Raw genomic sequence first — 22836 nt, 5'->3', positions numbered from 1 at the left:
AAACTATATACGTTCAAACGTTAAGAAATGGTTGTTTGCATACCACATTAAAATAACAAAAGGCGTATATTTTTAGATATACACCTTTTGATTTGTACTAGTATTGGAGTTTGACGTTATATTACTCCCACGTATAATTTTTCTTGCTTGCTTGATTTTTTATTGCTTCAACCATCGCATTGCGTAATTGATTGTCATCTTTTTTAGTTTGTTTTGCAACATATTCTAATCGTTGTCTATTAAGTTGTGCTATTTCTTTTTGTACTTGCTCTCTTTCTTTACGTTTTGTTTTTATATAAGATTGAATTTCTGATTTAGATTTTCCTTTAAGTTCTGTTGGAAGGTAGGATTCATCCAGATCTTCATATTTAAAATCTTCTTCTTCCTCTGCGTCTACCAAATCCCAACTGCTATTTTTATAAAAATGAGAGCTCTTACTTACAGTTCTTTTCACAGCATTAACATCTCCATATTCACTTGCATTTGTGTCTTGCATGCCTTGTGAAGTTTTTTTGACTTCACCTAGTCTACCATAACTTACATACGTATTATTAAGTGCCTTATTTTTTTCTAAAATAGCCTGATCATAAGGTGATGGAATATGAACAGTGCGTTTATCATGATTAATAGCGATATAAGAACCTTTTGCAGATTCTGCGCCATCTTTCCAATGTGTTTGTACTCCAGTATTATAATTACCGCAAAAAATAGTGTTAATGGTAATATCTTTTTCGCAGGCATTTAATGAGGCATCTTGATAGCGTACAGGACCTTGATCAAAAGGTTCATTTCCTGCTATGAAAATAAGATTTAAATCATTTTCTTTTTTACCCCAATCTAATTGGTCTAAAGATGCCTGAATTACTTTACCACAATACTCATTACCTCCGTTTGTAGTAAGTCCAAATAAATGTTTGGAGATTTCATCTAGATCATTACTAAATGTACTTACTTGTCTTATAAATCCTTCTTTTGCATTAAGTCCATCATTCCCATATTCATATAATGCGATTTGAAGAGAAGGTCTTGCTTTATGACCACATTTGGCATAAGAAAGTTCATTAACAAGTTCCCAAAGTTGTGCCTTTGCTTGATCAATAAGTCCATCCATACTATTTGAGGTATCTAAGAGTAATGCAACTTTAATAATATTTGTATCTGGCTCTGTTGTTGTGATAATAGATGAAACATCTTCTTCAGATAGATACATCTCATTATCTGGTGTTTTAAATGAATTAATAACTAGTGTAAGTCCAGCCATTAATAGTGTTACAGTCTTCATATTGTTTGTTTTATTTTGATGAATATGATATAAAATTAAGAACAACATAATTGGGGTGAAATCTAAATTGAGCGAAAAGTTTGTTTTGATTAGGGAATAAGCCAGATGAATGAGTAAACGAGATAATTATAAATAGAAAACCCCTCTTTTTAACTATATATAAGAGATGACCATTTTTTGATGTAGCATTTTTGCACTAAGTTTGACCCTTATGAAGAAGTTATTTTTAACGAGTATTACAATCAACATGCTATTGTTCTTGTTCGTTTACACCGTTCCAACATATGCACAGAATAGTAATTCGTCTTCTGCGGTAGAAGATGAAGAGCTTTATATTACAGTACGTGGTAGTGTAATAGATATAGAAACATTAGAACCAGTCTCTAAGGTGAATATTGAAGTGACTGGAGGAAATTATACAACAACAAGTAGTGCAGGAGAGTTTAGGATTCAAGCAAGAATAGGAGATGATTTAGTAATTCGTAGTGCCGGTTTTGAAACAAAATACTATACAATAAAAGATAATCAACGCATCCGTATTGAAGTACATCCATTGTCTGAAGAGATAACAGTTGAACGAGTAGAAAAAAAGAAAAAAAGAGCACTTAGTTTTGGAGATTATATACAAAACTCTAAAGACGTTTATAAAGATGATTTCTCCCAAGGAGTTGATAACATAGAACTCGCTTTAAAAATAAGTACTATAACAAATATAGAGAAAGCAAGTGCTTATGAACTATTAGGAGATATATACGTTTATCAAAAACAACATGATTTAGCGGTAGAGAATTATGAAACAAGCCTTAAGAATAGAATTAATCTAACTGTTGAAATAAAACTAGCTAAAGCATATTTTGATAGTAAAAACTATCAAGAAAGTATTGCTTTATATCAAACAATTTTAAATAAAAAATTGTCTTTTGAGCAAAATTTAGAATCCTTAGAAGGACTAGGAGATGCTTATAAGTCAATTACAGAGTATAGTAAGGCAATACAGGAATATACTAAGGCAGAAACAATAGCTTCTTCTTCATTTATTATAGACCTAACAAGTAGGCTTAATAGAAAAATTGCAGAGTGCTATGATCTAAATGGTGATAAGGAAAAGGCAATACTTTTTTATGAAAAAACATTAATATTATCAAATCAAGAAAACTCGGAGAGTGCTGCACGTTCTAAGGTAAAAGTAGCCGATTATTACAATAAATCACAATTGTATGATGAAGAGATAACACTACGTAAAGAAGCTTTAGAAGGGTTAAATAATGTAAATACAGACTCTATATCAAATGATGATGTGTTAACATCTCAAAAACAAAATTATAAGATAGCGAGAGCCTATGTAGCACAACAAAAAAATGATGAGGCCATTTCTTTTTTTGAAAAAAGTATTACCGAAGCTGCCAATAAAAATGATATTGTTGTAGAAAAAGATGCAGCCCGAAGTCTTTCAGAATTACATAGAGATGAAAAAGACTATGATAAAGCGGTCGAAAGTTATGAGCGTTATATGGCTCTCGTTGATAAAGATTATCAAAAGAAAGAACAAGAATTGCATAGAGCAGAACGCCTTAGAAATGAATATGGGAACCTGCAAAGTAGACTTACAAGTTTAGAAAAAGATAAGGAACTTAATGAAGAGAAGTATACATCTACAAAACGAGAACAAGCATTAATTGATGCCAAAGAGAATGTGCAACAATTAATAGTTTGGTCATTAATTGTTGTGGCCGTACTATTATTAATAGCAGCATTTGCCATGTATCGCAGCTCAAAACAACAGAAATACGCAAATAATTTATTAGCACTCAAAGGACTTAGGTCTCAAATGAATCCTCATTTTATTTTTAATGCACTTAATTCTGTAAATAGTTTTATTGCTACAAATGATGAGCGTACAGCAAATAAATATCTATCTGATTTTTCTAGTTTAATGCGATCTGTGTTGGAAAATAGTGAAGAAGATTTTATTCCGCTTTCTAGCGAAATTGAACTCATAAAAAAATATACAATGCTTGAGCATTTTAGGTTTAAAGATAAATTTGATTATACACTTACTGTAGATGAAACATTGTCTGTAGATGAGTTTCAAATTCCACCTATGTTATTACAACCCTATGTAGAAAATGCTGTTTGGCATGGGATGCGATATAAAGAAGAGAAAGGGCTTTTACATATCCATTTTGGACAAAAAGATGAAGATACAGCCGTAATTACTGTAACTGATGATGGTGTAGGGCGTGAGCGTAGTAAAGCTATGAAAACAGAGAATCAGAAGAAACAAAAGTCAAAAGGGATGAGTAATATTAAAAAACGTATTGCGATACTTAATGAAATGTATGGAGGACGTGTAGATGTCTCAATTACAGATGTTTTTGAAGGCGGAGAAGGAACAAAGGTAACACTAACACTAAAAAAGAATTAACAAGGATGGTACAGCTTAAAACAATCATCGTAGAAGACGAAGAGACCAGTAGAGAAATATTACGTAATTATCTTAAAAAGTATTGCCCTAAAGTTGAACTAGTAGGAGAAGCGTCTAATATAGAAGAGGCTCTTAGTTTAATACGTAATGAGACTTTAGACCTTGTATTCCTAGATGTAGAAATGCCCAAAGGAAATGCTTTTGACCTTTTGGAACAAGTTGGAGATCGTAGTTTTGAGACGGTATTTGTAACGGCCTATAATCAATATGCTATAGAAGCCTTAAACACTCATGCCTCTTATTACTTACTTAAACCAGTGTCTATAGATGAACTTATTAAAGCAGTAGATTATGTGGCGCAAATTAAAGAAAAAGAAAGCGCATTAGAGGACAAAGTACTCACTGCCTTTAGCTCGGAAAAGCAAGGGAAAATCACAATCCCTGTACAAGATGGTTTTGAAGTTTTGGAAGCTGCATCTATTTTATATTGTCAGGCAGACGATAATTATACTCAAATTTTCCTTGCGACAGGAGGGAAGAAATTAGTGAGTAAAACACTTAAATATTTTGAAGATGCACTTACAGATTTTGGATTTGCAAGGGTACATAAATCATATCTGGTAAATATTAATGAAGTTACAGGATATAGAAAAGGCAAAGGTGGAACTGTTGTACTCAGTAGTGGTAAAGAAGTTATGGTATCTGCTTCTCAAAAAGCAAACCTATTAGCCTATTTTAAATAGAAACTAAAATTCTTTATAGATAGTACGTATAACTGTGTTTTTAGATATTTGTCCGCTTTCGCGAAAGCGTATAATAATACCATCAAGCGTTTCTGTATTTTTATTAGAATATAATTGATGGGTAGGTTGCAATTCTTTTTTCTTTATAATACCTCCATTTTGTAGTAATACCGCTTTAGTTTGCCTTGCAACCGCTTCTCCAGAATCGATGATAGTCACATTGTCAGGAAGTATATCTTTAAGTATAGGGAGTAAAAATGGATAGTGACTACATCCTAGCACTAGGTAATCAATACCTGCTTGGATCATAGGTTTAAGGTATTTTACAAGCAGTTCTTTTGTTTCTACACCATCTATATGACCTTGTTCTATTAAAGGAACCAGGCCAGTCCCTATTACTTCTATGGTTTGTATCTCTTGTGTATATCGCTCAGAAGTATTAGAAAATAAACTGCTGTTTAATGTTCCTTTGGTGGCTAGTATACCTATGCTTTTATTTTTAGACTGTAAAGCCGCCGGTTTAATAGCGGGTTCAATGCCTATAAAAGGAACATCATAATGTGCTCGTAAATATTTAATAGCATTTGTGGTTGCTGTATTACAAGCAACAACAATGATTTTTGCGCCTAATTGGAGCAATGCTTCTGTGTTTTTTATGGATAACTGTATAATCTCTTCTTGAGATTTTGCCCCATAGGGAGCATGTTTGCTGTCTGCAAGATAGATTGTTGATTCAAAAGGGAGTAGTTGTATAATTTCTTTCCATATAGAAATACCTCCTATTCCGCTATCAAATACACCTATGGGATGATTGTTTTGCATACCTCTAAAATAAAAAACTGCCCTCAAAATGAAGGCAGTTTTTATAAACTTTCGCTTTAAGCGGATTTATAGTAATTTTTTTAGATGCCTAAGTCTGCTTTTACATCTGGCATAAGGTCATATCCATCAGCCATGATAACTCCACCAGCACCTGGAGTAGAATCAAGAATATATTGATATCCTTTTGCTCTACCAACCTTTTGTATTGCTACACGCGCCTTTTCAAGAATAGGTTTTAGTAATTCTTGTTCTTGCTCACGTAATTTTTGGTAGGCACCTTGCTCATATGCATTGATCTGTTGTAAAGTCTCTTGAACTTCTTTTTGACGAGAAATGTTTGTTTCGTCAGTTTGAGTGTTTACTTCACGACCGTATCTTTCTGATGTTTTCTGAAGTTCAGTCTTCATTTCTGTTAACTGTGCTTGATACGATTTTTGGGCTTTTTCAAGCTCAGCATTTGCGGCTACATAACTAGGCATTGCTTCTACCAACGCTTGAGTGTTAATGTGAGCAACCTTTGAGTCTTGAGCTTGCATTACACCTGTCATTCCTATTACTAGAGCTATGGCTACTAATACTTTTTTCATGTGTTTCATTGTAATCTAATTAAGTTAAGTGTGTTATAAAATATAGGGTTATAAAATACCTCCCCCTCTATGATCATCTTCTTTTTGGAGGTCTTGGAAGGCTATCTGTTTTTTTCTTACGTGATTCTAAAATAGAATCTTTTTTTCTTTTACGTTCTGCTAGTATAGCATCTCTTTTTTCTTGACGTGCACGATTTATAGAATCTTTTCTTTGTTGTCTAGCTTCTATAAGTTGTTGTTGTCTCGCTTTTCTTTCTTCTGTTGTTTCTGCTCCAGATTTTCTTCCTGAGGCTTTTGCTTTTGCTGCTTTTGCTGCAGTTATAGAATCTTTTCTTTTTTGACGTTCTGCAAGAATACGTTGTCTTCTTTCCTCAAATTCTTTGTTACGAGCATCCTTTTGCGCTTGGCGATCTGCATTCTTTTGTTCTATTAATGCTTCGCGATCTGCTTTCTTTTTATCGATTGCTTTTTGACGATCTTGAGTTGCTTTATCTTGCTCTACCGTTTTTGCTTCATCTCTTTCAAAAGAATCTTCTTCTTTACGATTATTGATCTGCTTACGTTTTGCAGATCTTGTAATACTTCTTAATACTTGATCACTTAAGTCAAGACGATCTGCTACATAAAGGACTCCTGCTTCAGACTTTCTTAAAACAACATCATATTTTTTGTTTGTAGAAATCTCCTGGACAGCATTAAAAACTTGATCTTGTACAGGCTCTATAAGCTGTCGTTTTTGTATGGCTAGATCTCCTCCAGGACCAAAGCGTTTTTGTTGGTACTCAAAAATTTGCTCTTCTTCATAAGTAATTTCTTCTTGACGTTCTTCTATAAGCTCCTTCGTAAGCAATACACGTTCATTTTGTAATTGCTTTTTCATTTCTTCAATTTCCCCAATTTTCTTTTCTATCTCACCTTTCCACTTTTTGACTTTAGCATCTAGTTGAGAAGATGCTTCTTGATATTCGGGAACATTTTCAAGGATATAGTCCATGTCGATATAGCCTACACGGATACCTCGTTGTGCATTAGCAACAAAGCTTACTAATAAGAATGATGCAAAAAAGAAAAAAACTTTTGTTTTCATATTGGTTATAATAGCGTTAGAAATAATCGTGCCAAAAATTAAAACTGCTGTCCAATGATAAAGTGCGTCTCCCAACCGTTAGGCTGTATAAGCCCAGGTATAGGATCAAATCCATATCCAAAATCCAGCCCTAGTAATCCAAAGGCAGGCATAAATATACGAATTCCTGCACCAGCAGATCTACTCAATTGAAACGGATTATAATCTCTAAAATTGTCATAGGTAGATCCTCCTTCTGCAAAAGCTAGTGCATAAATGGTTGCTGCTTGGCTAAATGTTACTGGATAACGTAGCTCTAAACTAAATTTATTATAGATTGTTGCACCGTCATTATTGTTTGCAGTAGTAGCTGCTCCTCTATCTAGAGGTGTTACAGATTGATTAGGATATCCTCTTAAACGTATAATCTCACGACCGTCAAGTGCAAATCCTCCAAGTCCATCTCCTCCTAAGAAAAAACGTTCAAAAGGTGGAATTCCTCTATCATTATTATAAGCACCTAACCATCCAAACTCGAGGTTAGATTGTAATACAAATTTTCCAGGAAGGCTTGTGTACCACTTTCCATTAAATTTTACTTTATAAAATTCTAAAAATTTAAATCGCTCTTGGTCAATTGCTCCTATTGCGTCGGCATCTTGATTTTCTATAGCAATCTCTCTTTCTGCAGCAAGTGCTTTGTAATCTACGCCATTAAACAAAGAGTATGGAGGAGTAAGTTTTGCTGTGATACTCCATTCTGATCCAGATACTGGAAATATAGGATTATTGGCTGTGTTGTTTCTACTAAGCCCTATAGTGTATCCTAAGTTTTTAGAAGAACCGTTACCAAATGTAAATAAACCAGTGTTAAAGTTTTTTAAATTAAAGTTTTGATAACTTATAGCATGTGATAGTGTAAAATCACGATCTGGCCATGTTAAGCGTTTTGCAAGCCCAATAGATCCTCCTGTAATAATATTACGACTGTCTCTATTTACTCGATCTCTTGCGCTAGTTGCTTGATTGTTAAATTGAAATTGTATAGTGTGTGATAATGATACAGATAGTTGTACAGGTTTTTTGCCTCCAAACCAAGGATCTGTAAGAGATATACTATACGTTTGGAAAAACTGACTAGCTTGGGCTCTTAAAGAAAAACGTTGTCCATCACCCATAGGTAATGGTTTATAAGCATCTTTTTTGAAAATGTTTTGTATAGAAAAATTATTAAAGGATAATCCTAATGTTCCTACAAAACCTCCTCCACCAAAACCACCTTGCAGTTCGATTTGACTAGCACCTTGCTCAACAACATTATATTCTAAATCTACAGTACCGCCTATCTGATCAAAATTCTTAAATTCTGGAGTAAGTTGCTGTGGATCAAAGAAACCAAGTTGCCCTAATTTACGTATGGTTGTAACTACAGCTTGTTTGCTATATTGTTGACCTGGTTTCGTTAAGAGTTCTCTATAGATTACTTTGTCTTTTGTCTTATCGTTACCTTTTACTTCAACTCTATTAAAATAAGCTAGTTTTCCTTCAGAGATACGAATTTCAAAATTAATAGTATCATTTTCAACACCTGTCTCTACGGGATTAATATTTGAAAATAAATATCCTGTATTTTGATATAAGTTTGCAAGATCATCTGCATCTGGATCTCCTTCTTTTTGAATACGCTCTTTTAATAAAACTCCGTTATATGTGTCACCTTTCTTCAATCCAAGTACTGATAAAAGTTGTGCATCAGAATACACGGTGTTTCCAATAAAATCAATATCTCCAATGTAATACTTTTTACCTTCTTCAACATTAATTTTTAGTGTGATACCTTTATTACTATTGTTGATAATAGTATCAGAGGTGATTCGCGCATCACGGTAACCATTTTCTTTATACTTGTTTATGATGGCAACTTTGTCATCTTCATAATCAGACTTGATGTATTTAGAGCGTTTGTAAACACGAAGACGATTCTTTTTCTTCGTATTTTTCATAGCACGTTTAAGCTTACTGTCTTTAAGCTTTTCATTGCCTTCAAATATAATATCGTCTACTTTTACTCTAGAACCTTTGTCAACATTAACAAGCATATTTACTTTGTTCTTTGATGTAGAGTCTTCTTTAGGTATTACATTGATAAATGTCTTCGCATTAAAATATCCTTTCTTTTTGTAAGTATTATCGATGTAATTTTTTGTAGTAGTAATTAAATTCTCGGTAATTTTTGCTCCTTTATTAAGACCATTGTCTTTTACAAAAGTGGTACCTTTCTTTTCCTTAATGCCTTTGAATTTTATCTCGTTTAGCTCAGGAACTTCTTTAATGTCTAATTGAAGATCTACTACATTCCCTCTAACGTCAGTTACAAAAAGGTTAATGTCAGAAAACAACTCTAATTCCCAGAGCTTTTTAATAACACTACTGATTTTTTCTCCAGGAAGATATATGCGTTCCCCTACTCGTAATCCTGTAAATGTAATTACAGTGTTTTCGTTGTAGGTAGACGTTCCTGTTACCTTGATATCACCTATCTCGTATTTAATCTCAGGATTTATAGGTAATTCCCTTTGAGCCTGTGAGACTACTGTTGTAAGTAATAATAGTACAAAAGTAATTTTTTTCAATATCAAGCTATGATTTATTAGGTTATTGAATTTGTTCACTTGTCTTTCCAAATCTTCGTTCTCTTTTCTGATAATTGTAAATAGCGTCATGTAAATCCTTTTTCTTAAAATCTGGCCATAATACATTTGTAAAATAAAATTCTGCATATGCTATTTGCCAAAGTAAAAAATTACTAACACGTTGCTCTCCGCTTGTTCTTATGAGTAAATCCACATCTGGCATGTCATGGGTGTAAAGATGCTTATTAATATAAGACTCATCAATCTCATCTGGCGAAATTATGTTATTTTTAACTTTAAAGCTTATTTCCTTTATAGTTTTAAGAATTTCTTCACGAGCTCCGTAACTTAAAGCAAGTGTAACTCTTAATCTTTTGTTATCTTTAGTTTGCTGTATAACCTCATTAAGCTCTTTTTGAGCTTTTGTAGGCAATGTTTCGAGGTTTCCTATAGCGTGTAAGGCAACATCATTTTTTTGAAGTGTCTTTATCTCATTCTTTAGAGAAGACACAAGAAGATTCATTAAGATGTCTACTTCTTTTTTAGGACGATTCCAATTTTCTGTAGAAAATGCATAAAGGGTAAGATGTTCAATCCCAATTTCGGCACAACCTTCAACAACTTCCCTTACCGCTTTAGTACCACGTTTATGTCCCGCAGCTCTAAGGAGTCCTTGTTTTTTTGCCCAACGACCATTACCGTCCATAATGATAGCAATATGTCGTGGCAACTTATCGTGATTGATTTGATCTAAAACGCTCATCTCATTATTAGAATGCGCAAAAACATGGTTTACGCCCGAAGGTATAGGTTAAGGTGAATCCTGTAAACATATACCAATCATCATTATTTAAATTTCCAAAACTTAATGTTCCATTGGCATCCTCTTCAGGGGCACTTCCATCTAGATTGTCTGTAAGTGTATATCTAGCTCCTATTTCAAACGCGAGAATGAATTTAGAGCCTATAACGACTTTGTAACCTAGAACCATTGGGATTGCAACATCCCAAGAAGTACCTGTTTTTTGAACATTGTTGCCATCTAGAGCTAACTCATCGTGATTAAAATATGTAAACCCTGTATATAAATAGGGCGTAGAAGGATTTCTATCATTAAACATATCAAAATCCCAGAATGTGTATTCTAGACCTAATGAAACTTCTTTTACACTATTTTTAAAAGAATACCTGCGATCTTGCCTTCCAGATTCATGACTTTGCGAGTCTGCACTTTCTAATTCTGTAAAAAGTGCACTAAATCTAAAAGAATGTCGCTTACTGCGATTCCATTTAAAAATACCACCTACAACAGGCGAGTTTGGAGCAATGTAACTTGTTGATCCAACATCTCCTATAAAATTTGATCCTCCAGCATACAAACCTACTTCGTAAGTTTGTGCTTGAGAACTAAAGCCTAAAAAAATGGCGATTACTACAATCGTCAAATACCTCATATAGCTGTAAAAGTTTGCAAATATAACAATAATGTGCGGGTCAAGACCATACTATATAATAATGATTTTTTGAGATGTGCTTATTTATTTAAAATAAGCATAAAAAAAATATGTCTTTATCACACACAGAGTTAACAATCTTTCTCTTAAATTATTGCCTAGTTACGTTTATCTTCTCCCCAAAGTAGCTTTTCTCGTAAGGTTTTTAAAAAACTTTCTCCTTCTAAATTAATTAGACTTATCGTAAATGGAGCTTTTTTTAAAGTAATGGTTGTCTCATTGTCTAATGTTGCTATTCTTGAATCTAATGATATTAAATGTTGTTTCTCTCTACCAGATACTTTTAAAGTAATTACAGTGTCATCGGGAATAACAAGTGGTCTTGCATTTAAGTTGTGTGGCGCTATTGGTGTAAGAATCAAACTAGATGTGTGTGGCGTAATTACGGGACCTCCGCAACTTAGTGAATAGCCAGTAGAACCTGTAGGAGTAGAAACAATAAGGCCGTCAGCCCAGTAATTTGTAAGAGATTCACCGTTGAGCTGTGTTGCTATAGAAATCATAGACGTTGTATTCTTACGGCTAACAACAATCTCATTAAGAGCAAAATTAATATCTTTAAAAACCTCCTTGTCATCTATCAAGACTTGTAGTAAGCTTCGTTCTGATAAGGTGTATTTGCCAGCAAGAATCTTTTCTATAGAATCTTGAATTTCTTGTTTTTTTATAGTCGCTAGAAAACCTAATCTTCCTGTATTTATACCTACAATAGGAATAGAAAGATCTCTTATGTAAGTCACAGTTTTTAGAATAGTACCATCGCCTCCTATGCTAAAAAACAAATCATAACTAGTATCTAACTCTTCAAAAGTGCTAAAATGTCTATAGTTTTTGTCAATAGAGTCATGCTCATGAATAAGGTCTAGAAAGTTTTTTTCTATAATAACCTCAATCTTTTTTTTGTCTAAGATATCTAGAAGCTGTTGCACATAAAGTGCCGCTTCTTTATGATAAAACTGACCATAAATACCTATTTTCATGAAATTATATGTTGAGATATTTTTCTAAGTATTGAGATCGTTCTCTTAAATCCTTAAGAAAAGTATCTTCTTGGTGACTTGAAATTATATTATAACTATATCTTCTAAAGGCTGCTAAGATATCATTAAAATTTGCACGCCCTATTTTAATAGAAATTTGGGCAACATCATTTTCTATTTTAGAAATGAACCCTCCCCATATCTTTCCGTCATTAGACTCTACAATTTGACTTATCTCACTAAAAGAATAATCCAACACTCCTTTTTCTATAATAACAACGCTTCCAGGCTCTCTTATAAAAGGTGTATTGTTAAAAAAGTTCATCACATCCTCAAGTTCATAGTAGCCTATATAACTATTGTTTTCGTCTAGTACAGGCATAATGTTTGTACTGTGCTGAGCAAATGTCTCAAGAACGTCTAACCAGTTGGTTTCATACCGCACAAAAAAATGCACATATGCATGGGCGTAGTCAGATATGATGCAATTTGCATCATAACAATGAGTGTCATTTTCGGCAAGACAACCTACATATATGTCATCCTTATGAATGGGAACATGAGAATGCGTAGTCTGGCTAAAAATAGCTTGAACCTCACCTATAGACTTTGTGTCAGAGATAGGATTAATGTCATTAATTATAAAATCTGTAATACTCATAATGCAAAATAATGAAAAATTACTCGGCTAGCGATAGGGTCTTTGTATTTTTGTGTCAAATTTTATACCATTTTTATAATGACAAAATTAAGTGTAAACGTAAATAAAATAGCAACACTCCGTAATGCACGAGGAGGTGATGTGCCTAATGTTGTAAAAGTAGCTACAGATCTTGAGAGGTTTGGAGCGCAAGGTATTACAATACATCCAAGACCAGATGAAAGACATATAAGGTATCAAGATGCTCATGACCTTAAGCAAATAGTGGCAACAGAGTTTAATATAGAGGGGAATCCTGTTCAGAAATTTATAGATCTTGTACTTGAGGTAAAACCAACTCAAGTGACATTGGTTCCAGATGCAGTAGATGCAATCACAAGTGATGCTGGTTGGGACACTATAAAAAATCAATCTTTTCTGCAAGAAGTAATCACAACTTTTAAAAATGAAGGAATACGTACATCTATATTTGTTAATCCTATCAAAGAAATGATAGAAGGAGCAAAAAAAACAGGAACAGATCGCATAGAGTTGTATACAGAAAGTTATGCAGCGATGTATGCTTCAAATAAAGAAGAAGGAATCCGTCCTTATATAGAAAGTGCATTTATTGCAAATGAAATAGAGCTAGGGATAAATGCAGGTCACGATCTCTCTCTTGATAATATTGAGTATTTTAAAAATAGCATTCCAGGATTATTAGAAGTCTCTATAGGACATGCATTAGTTTCTGAAGCATTGTATTATGGTTTTGAAAACGTAGTTGCTCAATATCTAGAAAAATTAAAATAATGTTATTACACGCTAATATAATAGGAGAAGGAAAACCATTAGTCATTCTACATGGATTCCTAGGGATGGGAGATAACTGGAAAACACTTGCAAAGCAATTTGCAAAAGACGGATATGAAGTACACCTTGTAGATCAACGTAATCATGGCCGTAGCTTTCATAGTGATGATTTTAGTTATCAATACATGGCAGAAGATTTAAAAGTCTATTGTGAAGAAAAAGGAATTTCAAATATTTCTTTGATAGGGCATTCTATGGGAGGTAAGACAGCAATGCTTTTTGCTACATTGTACCCTGAGGTGGTTTCAAAATTAATCATAGCAGATATAGGTCCTAAATTTTATCCTCAACATCATCAAACTATTTTAGAAGGATTGCAATCACTATCTATTAATAAAGAAGCGCTTCAAGGAAGAAAGGAGGCAGATGCATTTCTCTCTAATTATATTTCAGAATTAGGCATTCGTCAGTTCTTATTAAAAAACTTGTACTGGGTTGAAAAAGATGTTTTAGGACTTCGAGTAAACTTACCTGCATTAATAGCTCAGATTAATAGTATTGGAGAAGCACTGCCTGAAAATTCTTTTTTTGATAAACCCACATTATTTTTAAGAGGTGAAGCTTCAGATTATATTCTTGATGAAGATGAAGCTTTGATTCAGTCCGCTTTCGCGAAAGCAAAATTAATAACTATTCAAAATGCAGGTCACTGGTTACATGCCGAGAATCCTAGGAGTTTTTACGAGGAAACTATGCATTTTCTGTAAGTGAAATATCACAAATTTTACTATGTATGCATAATAAAGTGTGTTAATTAATTGTAAAAACTTAAAAATATCCTATTTTTGCGTGCTTTCTTTTGAGAAAACAATAAAATTCTTAACCTAAATTAAATTATGAAAAAAGTAGTAAGTGTGTTTGTACTTATGCTAGTTTGTGCTGTTACTTATGCAGGTGGATACCGTGTGAGTTTACAAGGTAACAGGTCTCTAGCGATGGGTCATACGGGAGTTGCTGTAGTAAACAATGCAGAACTAGCATTTTTTAATCCTGCGGGATTAATTCATTTGGAAAATAAAATCAATCTTTCTGCTGGAGGTTTTGGTGTTTTTGCAGATGTATCATATCAAAATGCAGAATTTGGACAATCTGCTCAAACAGATAGTGGTGTAGGAACACCTGTGTACCTATATGCAAGTTACAAATTAAGTGATAGCTTTGCTCTTGGGCTTGCTGTATATACTCCTTATGGAAGTAGTGTAGAGTATCCTACAGATTGGGCAGGGTCACATCTTGTTAATAATATAGAATTGGAGTCTGTTTATATACAACCATTATTTTCTTGGGAAATAGTAAAAGATAGATTTAGTATCGGTGGAGGGCCTATCCTAGCTATAGGATCTGTGAACTTTAACCGTAACTTAAGTAGAAACCTTACAGACTTAGATGGTAATAGATCTAATGTAACACTAGACGCTAGCGGAATTCTAGAGTTTGGATGGTCTGCAGGAGCATTATTAAACCTAGATAACCAAGATAAATGGAAGTTAGGATTTAATTACCGCTCATTAATAGATGTAGAGGTAGAGTCAGGAGATGGTGAGGCTACTTTTGCAAATGTCCCTAATTCACCATTGGCACCAGTGCCAAATGGTAACTTTGACTTTACAGCTTCTTTGCCTTTACCTGCAGAGTGGACTGTAGGATTGTCATATAGACCTAACGAAAAATGGCTATTTGCATTTGATTATAACTATGCAGAGTGGAGCGCTTATGAATCTCTTGATATAGATTTTCTTAATACAGACGGTTCTATAGCTTTAGAATCTAATAATCCACGTAATTATAAAAACGCAAGTACCTATCGTTTTGGAGCAGAATATTCTCTATCAAAAAAGATAGACCTTAGAGCTGGATATTATTTTGATGAATCTCCAGTTCAATCAGGATTCTTTGCGCCAGAAACACCACGTAACGATTCTAACGGATTTACAGGCGGATTTACATATTATGTAAATAGTAAATTATCAATTGATGCTTCGTTCTTGTATTTACGATTTGATGAGGTAGATGCTTCTTACGATTTCTTTACAGAAACAAACGGGCAAACAGCTCCTTTTGAAGGAACATATAAGTCTAGTGCTATTGTTGCAGGTCTAGGATTAAGTTATAAACTTTAAATAAAAAACAGCGATGAAGAAATATATAAAATATATAGCAGTTCTTGCATTAGGGTTTGTGGCTTGTGAGCCAGAATTTGACACCCCAATTGATGAAGATAATTTTTATACTAGTGGAGAAGCAGATTTTTCTAACTATGTATCAATAGGAAACTCTCTTACTGCAGGTTTTGCAGATGGGACTTTATATATAACAGGGCAAGATAATTCATACCCTAATATTATGGCTACGCAATTTGCGCTAGCTGGAGGAGGTTCTTTTACACAACCTCTTATGAATGATAATGTAGGAGGTTTACTTTTAGGAGGAGCTCAATTACCAGGATTTAATCCTCGTTTTGTATTAGCTACAGATGAGAATGGAAACCCAGGACCTGCTATTATAAACCAGTCATCTACAACAGAAGTTTCAAATATTCTTTCTGGACCTTTTAATAATGTAGGTGTTCCTGGGGCAAGAAGTTTTGACTTATTATTTTCTGGATATGGAAATATAGGTGGACTAACGTCAACACCAGTAAGTGCAAATCCTTACTTTGTAAGATTTGCTTCTTCTCCTGATGCAACAGTAATAGGAGATGCAGTAGCTCAAAATCCATCATTCTTTTCTTTATGGATAGGTAATAATGATATTTTAGGATATGCTACTTCTGGTGGTTCTGGTGTAGATCAAACAGGTAATTTTGATCCATCTACATACTCGACAAGTGATATTACAGATCCTAATGTTTTTGAAAATGCGTACTCTCAAATGGTAAATGCATTAGTAGCAGATGGGACAAATGGAGTTCTTGTTAATATTCCAGATGTAACATCTATCCCGTTTTTTACAACGGTTCCTACTCAGTCTATTCCATTAGATGCTCCAACAGCAGCATTTTTAAATGACAACTTTGCTTTGTACAACAATGTGGTATTACCAACTCTTGTTAGTTTTGGAATAATTACAGCAGAAGAAGCTGCCTCTCGTACAATTCAGTTTTCAGAAGGAGTAAACTTTCCAACTTTGACAGATGATGATCTTACTGATGTAAGCGCAATTCTTCAGGCACCTCCTGTAAGTCTTGATGCTGCTACAGCAAATTTATTAGGTCAATTACGTCAAGCAAATAGCTCAGATATATTAACGTTAACATCGGCAGGAATATTAGGTACGGTTGTAAATAATGACCCAACCTTGATTAATGGAGTTTCTGTGCCTTTAGGAGATCAGTTTGTGTTAACAGCTGCAGAACAAGCTAGAGTAACTACTGCTCAAACTGCATACAATACGACAATACAAGCATTAGCTAGTGCAAATGGACTTGCTTTTGCAGATGCTCGTGGAGCATTACAACAAGTTGCAAATGGAGGAGTGACATTTAATGGAGGAACAGTGACATCTACATTTGTTACAGGTGGAGGATTCTCTTTAGATGGTGTTCATCCAACACCTAGAGGATATGCTCTTACTGCAAATGTATTGCTAGATGCAATCAATGCGCAATATGGTTCTAATATCCCAGGAGTGGATATCGGAAACTTTGCCACGGTAACGATAAGTAATGACTAAATGACAGTATATTGTCTATAAAGTATTTGAAAAATGCACCTATTTAGGTGCATTTTTTTTTGGTATCCTATTTGCGTTACTGTCTGTAATATGAAATCTATCTTTAAAATTATACTGACCACCATTGCTGTACTTATTATAGCAAGAATACTCCCAGGAGTATCTGTAGATGGATTTACAACATCTGTAATTGTTGCAGTAGTGCTAGCGCTATTACGATTTATTGTAAAGCCTATACTTATTGTACTTACATTTCCTATTACAATTATAACGTTTGGGTTGTTCCTAATTGTTATAAATGCAATGCTTATTTTATTAGCAGATTACTTTGTAAGCGGTTTTGTTGTAAATGGTATTTGGATTGCTATACTCTTTAGTATTTTGCTAAGTGTATTTCAAAGTATTTTGTTTCAGTTTCTTAAAGAAGATAAGAAGTCATAAAAGACAAGAGTTTAAAACATTGTAAGGTGCAAAAAAAAACGTATTTTTGCGCCCTTAAATTAAGAGAATAATGAATATTACAAAGGAGCAAATCGACGATCTTAACGCTATTGTAAAGGTAGATATCGCAAAGGATGACTATCAAGACAAAGTGCAAACTATTTTAAAGGATTATCGCAAAACAGCAAATATTCCAGGATTTAGAAAAGGACATGTACCAATGGGACTTGTTGAAAAACAGTATGGAATGGCTGTACGTGTAGATGAAGTAAATAAAATGCTTCAGGACGCTTTAGGAAAATTCCTTACAGAAGAAAAACTAGACGTATTAGGAAATCCTCTACCTAAAAATCAAGAAAGTTTTGATTGGAGTGTAGATGATTATAGTTTTGAATTTGAACTAGGGATGGCTCCTAAATTTGATATTAATCTTAGCCCTAAAAAAGCAATCGTAAGCTATGAAATTTATGCAGACGATAAAATGATTGAAAATCAATTAACTACTATCCAAAAACAATATGGTAAGTTAACTTCTCAAACTGAAGTAGCAAAAGATAGTGAAGTTACTGGCGCCTTTGTAAATGAAGAATTAGAACTTGACAATACAGCTACTTTTGAAATAGGACAACTTAAAGGAAAGAAAAATACAGATGCTTTTCTAGGCGCAAAAGCAGGAGATGTTATTACTGTTAAAACAAAAAGCCTTTTTAGTGACGGACAGAGTTACCAAAATGCATTTAAGAAAACAGAAGAAGAAGCAAAGGAGTTAAATGCAGAGGTTGCTTTTACTATTACAGAAGTAAATTCAAGAGAATTAGCTGAGTTTGATCAAGATCTTTTTGATAAATTATATGGTAAAGATGCTGTAAAAACAGTTACAGAACTTAAAGAAAAAATGAAGGAAGATGCTTCAAAGCAATTCCAACAACAAAGTGACCAACAGTTAATGAATGCCGTTACTGAAGGTCTTATAGAAGAAACAAAGTTTGATTTACCAGCAGATTTTCTTCAAAGATGGATTCAATCTACAGGAGAAAACCCAATGACTTTAGAAGAAGCGATAGAAGAATATAATCGTTCTGAAAAAGGATTGCGTTACCAACTTATAGAAGGAAAAATTATTCAAGAGAATAACCTTCAGGTTACTTTTGAAGAATTAAAAGAATATTCAAAAGATTTGATCAAAGGACAGATGATGCAATATGGTCAAATGAACCCTGAAGATAAGGAGCTAGAGGAGATTGCTGCTCGTATTTTAGGGAACCAAGAAGAGGTAAAAAGGCTTTCTGAACAACTTATGAATCAAAAAATGCTTTCTTTCTTTAAGGAAAAGGTAAGTCTTAAGACTAAGAAGGTGACCTTTGATGAATTTGTAAAGGAAGTATACAATTAGAATACTTGTCTATAAATAAGTATCTTTAAGGCGTTTTACTTTTAGGAGTAAAACGTTTTTTTGTAATATAAAAATCGTATTAATAATATATGGACTACGGAAAAGAGTTTAAAAATTTTGCAATAAAGGATCAAGGTATAAGTTCTACATACTATGATAAGATTGTAAGTAGTATGACACCAGTAGGTCTTACTCCAAATATCATAGAAGAACGTCAAATGAACATCGCTATTTTTGATGTTTTCTCACGTTTAATGATGGATCGTATTATCTTTTTAGGAACAGGTATTAACGATCAAGTAGCAAATATTGTACAAGCACAATTATTGTTTTTAGAAAGCACAGATGCTGTTAAAGATATCCAGATATATATAAACTCTCCAGGAGGTAGTGTATATGCAGGATTAGGTATTTATGATACTATGCAGTTTATAAAGCCAGACGTTGCTACAATATGTACGGGAATGGCAGCTTCTATGGGAGCCGTGTTGTTATGTGCAGGAGCAAAAGGGAAACGTAGTGGTTTACCACATTCTAGAGTGATGATACACCAGCCTATGGGAGGAGCTCAAGGACAAGCAACCGATATCGAGATTACTGCCAGAGAGATTTTAATCTTAAAAGAAGAGCTTTACAAAATAATTGCAAAGCATTCTGGACAAGAGTATGATAAGGTATATGCAGATAGTGATCGTGATTACTGGATGAAAGCAGATAAAGCGCTTGAATACGGTATGATCGATGAGATATTAAAAAGAGATTAATTTTGGTATATGCGCTTTCGCGAAAGCGTATACATCATTATAATAGTTAGTTTACATGGCGAAAGAAGACTTAGAATGTTCGTTTTGTGGTAGGAAAAAACCAGAAACAAATTTATTAGTAGCTGGATTAGATGCACATATTTGTGATCGATGTATTGAGCAAGCACACGGAATTGTTGTAGAGGAGTCAAAAGAAGTAGACACCAATGAACTGGACGGTGACCTCATGCTTAAAAAGCCACAAGAAATCAAAGCTTTTTTAGATGAATATGTGATAGGACAGGAGTATACAAAAAAAGTAATGGCCGTTGCTGTTTATAACCATTACAAACGTTTATTACAGCCTAAAGATGATGATGATATTGAAATTCAAAAGAGTAATATCGTTATGGTTGGACAAACTGGTACGGGTAAAACACTTATAGCAAAGACAGTTGCAAAAATGCTCAATGTCCCTCTTGCTATTGTAGATGCTACTGTACTTACCGAAGCAGGATATGTAGGAGAAGATGTAGAGAGTATATTGACTCGTTTACTACAAGCTGCCGATTATAATCTTGAGAAAGCACAGAGAGGTATCGTTTTTATAGATGAGATTGATAAAATAGCACGTAAGAGTGATAATCCTTCTATAACAAGAGATGTAAGTGGAGAAGGGGTCCAACAGGCATTACTAAAGCTTCTTGAAGGGACTGTTGTAAATGTACCACCTAAAGGAGGACGTAAACATCCTGATCAAAAATTTATAGAAGTAAATACAGAGCACATATTGTTTATCGCAGGAGGCGCTTTTGATGGTATAGAACGTCATATCACAAAACGTCTTAATATGCAAGCTATGGGGTTTAGCGCAAGTAAAAATGAAGATGCGGTAGATCTAGACAATATGCTTAAGTATATTATTCCTAAAGATTTAAAAGATTTTGGACTTATTCCAGAAATCATAGGACGTCTACCGGTTTTGACACATATGGATCCACTTGATAAAGGAACATTAAGAGCCATACTTACAGAGCCTAAAAATGCTATTGTAAAACAATACAAGAAGCTTTTTATAATGGATGAGATCGAGTTTAGTATTACCGATGGAGCTCTGGATTATCTTGTAGAAAAAGCAATAGAATATAAGCTTGGAGCTCGTGGTTTAAGATCATTATGTGAAGCAATTTTAACAGACGCGATGTTTGAGATGCCTAGCTCTTCAGAAAAAGAACTTACTGTTACTAGAGAGTATGCAGAAGGGAAACTGAATAAGTCAACGCTTAAAAAGCTTAAAGCAGTATCTTAAAAAGAAAAATTTCTTATAATACAAAAAGGCCGTTACAAAATAGTGTAATGGCCTTTTTTGGGTTTGAAGTATTATGTTTTTATTCTCTTACAATGATAAACTCTACACGACGATTTTTTTCGTGTTGGGCATCACTGCACGTTGTGCAATTTATTAAAGGCTGTGATTCGCCATATCCTTCTGAAGTAAGACGATCTTTTGAAATTCCCTTACTTAATATATATGTCATAGCAGAAGCAGCTCTCTTTTTTGATAACTTTAAATTATAACCGTTACTTCCTTGTATATCTGTGTGTGCTTTTATATCAATTTTAATTTCAGGATTCTCTTCTAGAGTTGCAACTACGGTATTTAAAGTAATAGTAGAGATGTTCTTGATTTTGTCACTATTAAAATCAAATAAAATATTATTGATTTTTATAAATGATTTTTCTTCAGTTTCTACAATTTCAGCAGGCTTTGCATTTAATGTAATATCAGCCTCAAAAGTTGCAACTAAGTTTGTATTGGTGTCAAATGAAGTAGAGTTACGATCAAATCCTTCTTTATAAGCTAGTATTGTATAATCTAAAAATGAATCTACAGGAAAACTATAGGTTCCATCTTCATCAGAGTTTACAGTAGCTACTTCTTCTCCATCTGCATCTAGTAGTACAATTGTTGCGTCTGCTAATGGTATTTCTGTTTCTGTGTCACGTACAATTCCTGATACATTTTGATCAATAACATACTCACGAATCTTATAAATGTCGTAACGACCTTCACCGCCTTCCCTATCAGAGGTAAAGTACCCTATTGTCTCTGTAGCTGGGATATATGCGATTTCATCTTTTGATGAGTTTATTGTATTTCCAAGATTACGAGTTGCAACATATCCTAATGTCGCACTACGAGATCTAAAGATGTCAAATCCTCCCAAGCTATTATGCCCATTAGAAGAAAAGTATAAATAATCGTTGTTTAGTGATGTTTGCGGAAACTTCTCGTCAAGAACGGTGTTTACAGATCCTTCTATACGCTCTACAGGTCCATAAGAACCATCACTCTTGATCGCTACTTTAAAAATATCATATCCTCCTATAGCTTCTGGCATATTAGAAGAAAAGTAAAGTGTTTTGCCATCTTTACTTAAGTGTGGATTTTCTATAGAGTATGATGTATCATTAAATGGTAACTCAGTAATATTAATCCACTCTCCCTCTCTATTGGGATTCATAGTAGCAGTATATACTTGAAAAGTTTGAGAATTTTCTTTTAAACTTTTTGAAAAATATATTCTATCTCCTTCTTTAGAAAAAGAAATAGTACCTAAGTTTTCTCCTTTATTCAATATATGAGAAAATAATAAAGGGCGTTGTAAATCCCATTCATATGTAATATCAGAACAATAAAGCTTTGTATATGGTTCTTTAGTATTAGGATCTATTTTTGCTAAAGCTCCCACTTTTCTTGCAGAAAAAGAGATGAACTTGTTTTTAAAGAATCCTACACCATAATCTGAAAATTTAGAATTGATGCCAGTTTTAAATGTTTCAAATTTAAAACCATTATCTCCAATGTCAGGATTTGAAGTAGTGATTACTTCCTGATCTAAAACCGCAAAATCTTGATTGACGTTTGCAACCTCTTGTGCCTGTAATTGAATTACAAACATAAAGGCAATAAGTGTATTAACTAATAATTTCATTTAATCTAATTATTTTGACTTGGGGT

20 protein-coding genes are annotated in these 22836 nt (G+C 33.7%); 10 read left to right on the top strand and 10 right to left on the bottom strand.

What is annotated here, in order from left to right; genetic code table 11:
* Positions 1-121: 121 nt before the first annotated feature.
* Positions 122-1282: a vWA domain-containing protein gene (locus tag ABJD27_RS12615; protein WP_348165227.1), complete on the bottom strand. Its 1161-nt coding sequence runs from the start codon at positions 1280-1282 to the stop codon at positions 122-124.
* A 211-nt stretch (positions 1283-1493) separates the two neighbouring features.
* Between ABJD27_RS12615 and ABJD27_RS12610 the strand changes: the two genes are divergently transcribed.
* A complete protein-coding gene (locus ABJD27_RS12610; RefSeq protein ID WP_348165224.1) occupies positions 1494-3707 on the top strand; it encodes a histidine kinase in 2214 nt (737 codons plus the stop codon).
* Positions 3708-3712: 5 nt separating this feature from the next.
* A complete protein-coding gene (locus tag ABJD27_RS12605; RefSeq protein ID WP_348165221.1) occupies positions 3713-4450 on the top strand; it encodes a LytTR family DNA-binding domain-containing protein in 738 nt (245 codons plus the stop codon).
* A gap of 3 nt (positions 4451-4453) precedes the next feature.
* On the opposite strand, the gene murI is transcribed toward ABJD27_RS12605, so the two are convergent.
* From murI to ABJD27_RS12565, 8 genes are all read right to left on the bottom strand, one after another.
* Positions 4454-5272, bottom strand: a complete 819-nt coding sequence (gene murI / locus ABJD27_RS12600; protein WP_348165637.1) for a glutamate racemase — start codon at positions 5270-5272, stop codon at positions 4454-4456.
* A gap of 80 nt (positions 5273-5352) precedes the next feature.
* Complete coding sequence (locus ABJD27_RS12595; RefSeq protein ID WP_348165218.1) at positions 5353-5859, bottom strand: OmpH family outer membrane protein; 507 nt, start codon at positions 5857-5859, stop codon at positions 5353-5355.
* A gap of 73 nt (positions 5860-5932) precedes the next feature.
* Positions 5933-6946 carry an OmpH family outer membrane protein gene (locus ABJD27_RS12590; RefSeq protein ID WP_348165215.1) on the bottom strand — a complete coding sequence of 338 codons (1014 nt, stop codon included), beginning with the start codon at positions 6944-6946 and terminating at the stop codon, positions 5933-5935.
* Between the two features lie 38 nt (positions 6947-6984).
* Entirely contained in the window at positions 6985-9648 is a 2664-nt protein-coding gene (locus ABJD27_RS12585) for a POTRA domain-containing protein (protein WP_348165212.1), read from the bottom strand.
* Positions 9581-10321: an isoprenyl transferase gene (locus ABJD27_RS12580; RefSeq protein WP_348165210.1), complete on the bottom strand. Its 741-nt coding sequence runs from the start codon at positions 10319-10321 to the stop codon at positions 9581-9583. The genes ABJD27_RS12585 and ABJD27_RS12580 overlap by 68 nt, the downstream gene beginning before the upstream one ends.
* Before the next feature lie 7 nt (positions 10322-10328).
* Positions 10329-11012, bottom strand: a complete 684-nt coding sequence (locus ABJD27_RS12575) for a DUF6089 family protein (RefSeq protein ID WP_348165207.1) — start codon at positions 11010-11012, stop codon at positions 10329-10331.
* Positions 11013-11170: 158 nt separating this feature from the next.
* Positions 11171-12052 (bottom strand): NAD kinase, encoded by an 882-nt coding sequence (locus tag ABJD27_RS12570; protein WP_348165204.1) that lies wholly within the window; start codon positions 12050-12052, stop codon positions 11171-11173.
* A gap of 4 nt (positions 12053-12056) precedes the next feature.
* Positions 12057-12713 (bottom strand): CBS domain-containing protein, encoded by a 657-nt coding sequence (locus ABJD27_RS12565; protein ID WP_348165201.1) that lies wholly within the window; start codon positions 12711-12713, stop codon positions 12057-12059.
* Positions 12714-12791: 78 nt separating this feature from the next.
* On the opposite strand from ABJD27_RS12565, the gene ABJD27_RS12560 reads away from it, so the two are divergent.
* The 8 genes from ABJD27_RS12560 (at position 12792) to clpX (ending at position 21123) form a co-directional block, all read left to right on the top strand.
* The gene (locus tag ABJD27_RS12560) at positions 12792-13505 is read left to right on the top strand and encodes a pyridoxine 5'-phosphate synthase (protein ID WP_348165198.1); all 714 of its coding nucleotides are present in this window, start codon (positions 12792-12794) and stop codon (positions 13503-13505) included.
* On the top strand, positions 13505-14272 hold the full coding sequence (locus ABJD27_RS12555; protein WP_348165195.1) for an alpha/beta fold hydrolase: 768 nt from the start codon (positions 13505-13507) through the stop codon (positions 14270-14272). The genes ABJD27_RS12560 and ABJD27_RS12555 overlap by 1 nt, the downstream gene beginning before the upstream one ends.
* Before the next feature lie 129 nt (positions 14273-14401).
* The gene (locus ABJD27_RS12550; RefSeq protein ID WP_348165192.1) at positions 14402-15685 is read left to right on the top strand and encodes an outer membrane protein transport protein; all 1284 of its coding nucleotides are present in this window, start codon (positions 14402-14404) and stop codon (positions 15683-15685) included.
* A gap of 13 nt (positions 15686-15698) precedes the next feature.
* On the top strand, positions 15699-17237 hold the full coding sequence (locus ABJD27_RS12545) for a G-D-S-L family lipolytic protein (RefSeq protein WP_348165189.1): 1539 nt from the start codon (positions 15699-15701) through the stop codon (positions 17235-17237).
* A gap of 90 nt (positions 17238-17327) precedes the next feature.
* Positions 17328-17678: a phage holin family protein gene (locus tag ABJD27_RS12540; protein ID WP_348165186.1), complete on the top strand. Its 351-nt coding sequence runs from the start codon at positions 17328-17330 to the stop codon at positions 17676-17678.
* Positions 17679-17748: 70 nt separating this feature from the next.
* Positions 17749-19071 carry a trigger factor gene (gene tig / locus ABJD27_RS12535; protein ID WP_348165183.1) on the top strand — a complete coding sequence of 441 codons (1323 nt, stop codon included), beginning with the start codon at positions 17749-17751 and terminating at the stop codon, positions 19069-19071.
* 89 nt (positions 19072-19160) lie between these two features.
* Positions 19161-19835 carry an ATP-dependent Clp endopeptidase proteolytic subunit ClpP gene (gene clpP, locus ABJD27_RS12530; RefSeq protein WP_348165180.1) on the top strand — a complete coding sequence of 225 codons (675 nt, stop codon included), beginning with the start codon at positions 19161-19163 and terminating at the stop codon, positions 19833-19835.
* A gap of 55 nt (positions 19836-19890) precedes the next feature.
* Positions 19891-21123, top strand: a complete 1233-nt coding sequence (clpX, locus tag ABJD27_RS12525; RefSeq protein ID WP_348165177.1) for an ATP-dependent Clp protease ATP-binding subunit ClpX — start codon at positions 19891-19893, stop codon at positions 21121-21123.
* Positions 21124-21202: 79 nt separating this feature from the next.
* On the opposite strand, the gene ABJD27_RS12520 is transcribed toward clpX, so the two are convergent.
* On the bottom strand, positions 21203-22810 hold the full coding sequence (locus ABJD27_RS12520) for an OmpA family protein (protein WP_348165174.1): 1608 nt from the start codon (positions 22808-22810) through the stop codon (positions 21203-21205).
* Between the last annotated feature and the right edge of the window lie 26 nt (positions 22811-22836).

It is taken from the genome of Dokdonia sp. (assembly GCF_039945015.1).
Taxonomy (GTDB): domain Bacteria; phylum Bacteroidota; class Bacteroidia; order Flavobacteriales; family Flavobacteriaceae; genus Dokdonia.
The sequence above is the reverse complement of the archived record's forward strand: the minus strand, read 5'-3'. Positions and strand labels throughout refer to the sequence as shown.

What these genes read in the sequence shown, in the direction of transcription:
- ABJD27_RS12540 (WP_348165186.1), top strand. Translation starts at nt 17,328, where the DNA reads ATGAAATCTATCTTTAAAATTATACTGACCACCATTGCTGTACTTATT.
- ABJD27_RS12615 (WP_348165227.1), bottom strand. Translation starts at nt 1,282, where the DNA reads ATGAAGACTGTAACACTATTAATGGCTGGACTTACACTAGTTATTAAT.
- ABJD27_RS12575 (WP_348165207.1), bottom strand. Translation starts at nt 11,012, where the DNA reads ATGAGGTATTTGACGATTGTAGTAATCGCCATTTTTTTAGGCTTTAGT.
- ABJD27_RS12520 (WP_348165174.1), bottom strand. Translation starts at nt 22,810, where the DNA reads ATGAAATTATTAGTTAATACACTTATTGCCTTTATGTTTGTAATTCAA.
- ABJD27_RS12565 (WP_348165201.1), bottom strand. Translation starts at nt 12,713, where the DNA reads ATGAGTATTACAGATTTTATAATTAATGACATTAATCCTATCTCTGAC.
- clpP (WP_348165180.1), top strand. Translation starts at nt 19,161, where the DNA reads ATGGACTACGGAAAAGAGTTTAAAAATTTTGCAATAAAGGATCAAGGT.
- ABJD27_RS12550 (WP_348165192.1), top strand. Translation starts at nt 14,402, where the DNA reads ATGAAAAAAGTAGTAAGTGTGTTTGTACTTATGCTAGTTTGTGCTGTT.
- ABJD27_RS12545 (WP_348165189.1), top strand. Translation starts at nt 15,699, where the DNA reads ATGAAGAAATATATAAAATATATAGCAGTTCTTGCATTAGGGTTTGTG.
- ABJD27_RS12590 (WP_348165215.1), bottom strand. Translation starts at nt 6,946, where the DNA reads ATGAAAACAAAAGTTTTTTTCTTTTTTGCATCATTCTTATTAGTAAGC.
- ABJD27_RS12610 (WP_348165224.1), top strand. Translation starts at nt 1,494, where the DNA reads ATGAAGAAGTTATTTTTAACGAGTATTACAATCAACATGCTATTGTTC.
- ABJD27_RS12605 (WP_348165221.1), top strand. Translation starts at nt 3,713, where the DNA reads ATGGTACAGCTTAAAACAATCATCGTAGAAGACGAAGAGACCAGTAGA.
- murI (WP_348165637.1), bottom strand. Translation starts at nt 5,272, where the DNA reads ATGCAAAACAATCATCCCATAGGTGTATTTGATAGCGGAATAGGAGGT.
- clpX (WP_348165177.1), top strand. Translation starts at nt 19,891, where the DNA reads ATGGCGAAAGAAGACTTAGAATGTTCGTTTTGTGGTAGGAAAAAACCA.
- ABJD27_RS12560 (WP_348165198.1), top strand. Translation starts at nt 12,792, where the DNA reads ATGACAAAATTAAGTGTAAACGTAAATAAAATAGCAACACTCCGTAAT.
- ABJD27_RS12555 (WP_348165195.1), top strand. Translation starts at nt 13,505, where the DNA reads ATGTTATTACACGCTAATATAATAGGAGAAGGAAAACCATTAGTCATT.
- ABJD27_RS12580 (WP_348165210.1), bottom strand. Translation starts at nt 10,321, where the DNA reads ATGAGCGTTTTAGATCAAATCAATCACGATAAGTTGCCACGACATATT.
- ABJD27_RS12595 (WP_348165218.1), bottom strand. Translation starts at nt 5,859, where the DNA reads ATGAAAAAAGTATTAGTAGCCATAGCTCTAGTAATAGGAATGACAGGT.
- ABJD27_RS12570 (WP_348165204.1), bottom strand. Translation starts at nt 12,052, where the DNA reads ATGAAAATAGGTATTTATGGTCAGTTTTATCATAAAGAAGCGGCACTT.
- ABJD27_RS12585 (WP_348165212.1), bottom strand. Translation starts at nt 9,648, where the DNA reads ATGACGCTATTTACAATTATCAGAAAAGAGAACGAAGATTTGGAAAGA.
- tig (WP_348165183.1), top strand. Translation starts at nt 17,749, where the DNA reads ATGAATATTACAAAGGAGCAAATCGACGATCTTAACGCTATTGTAAAG.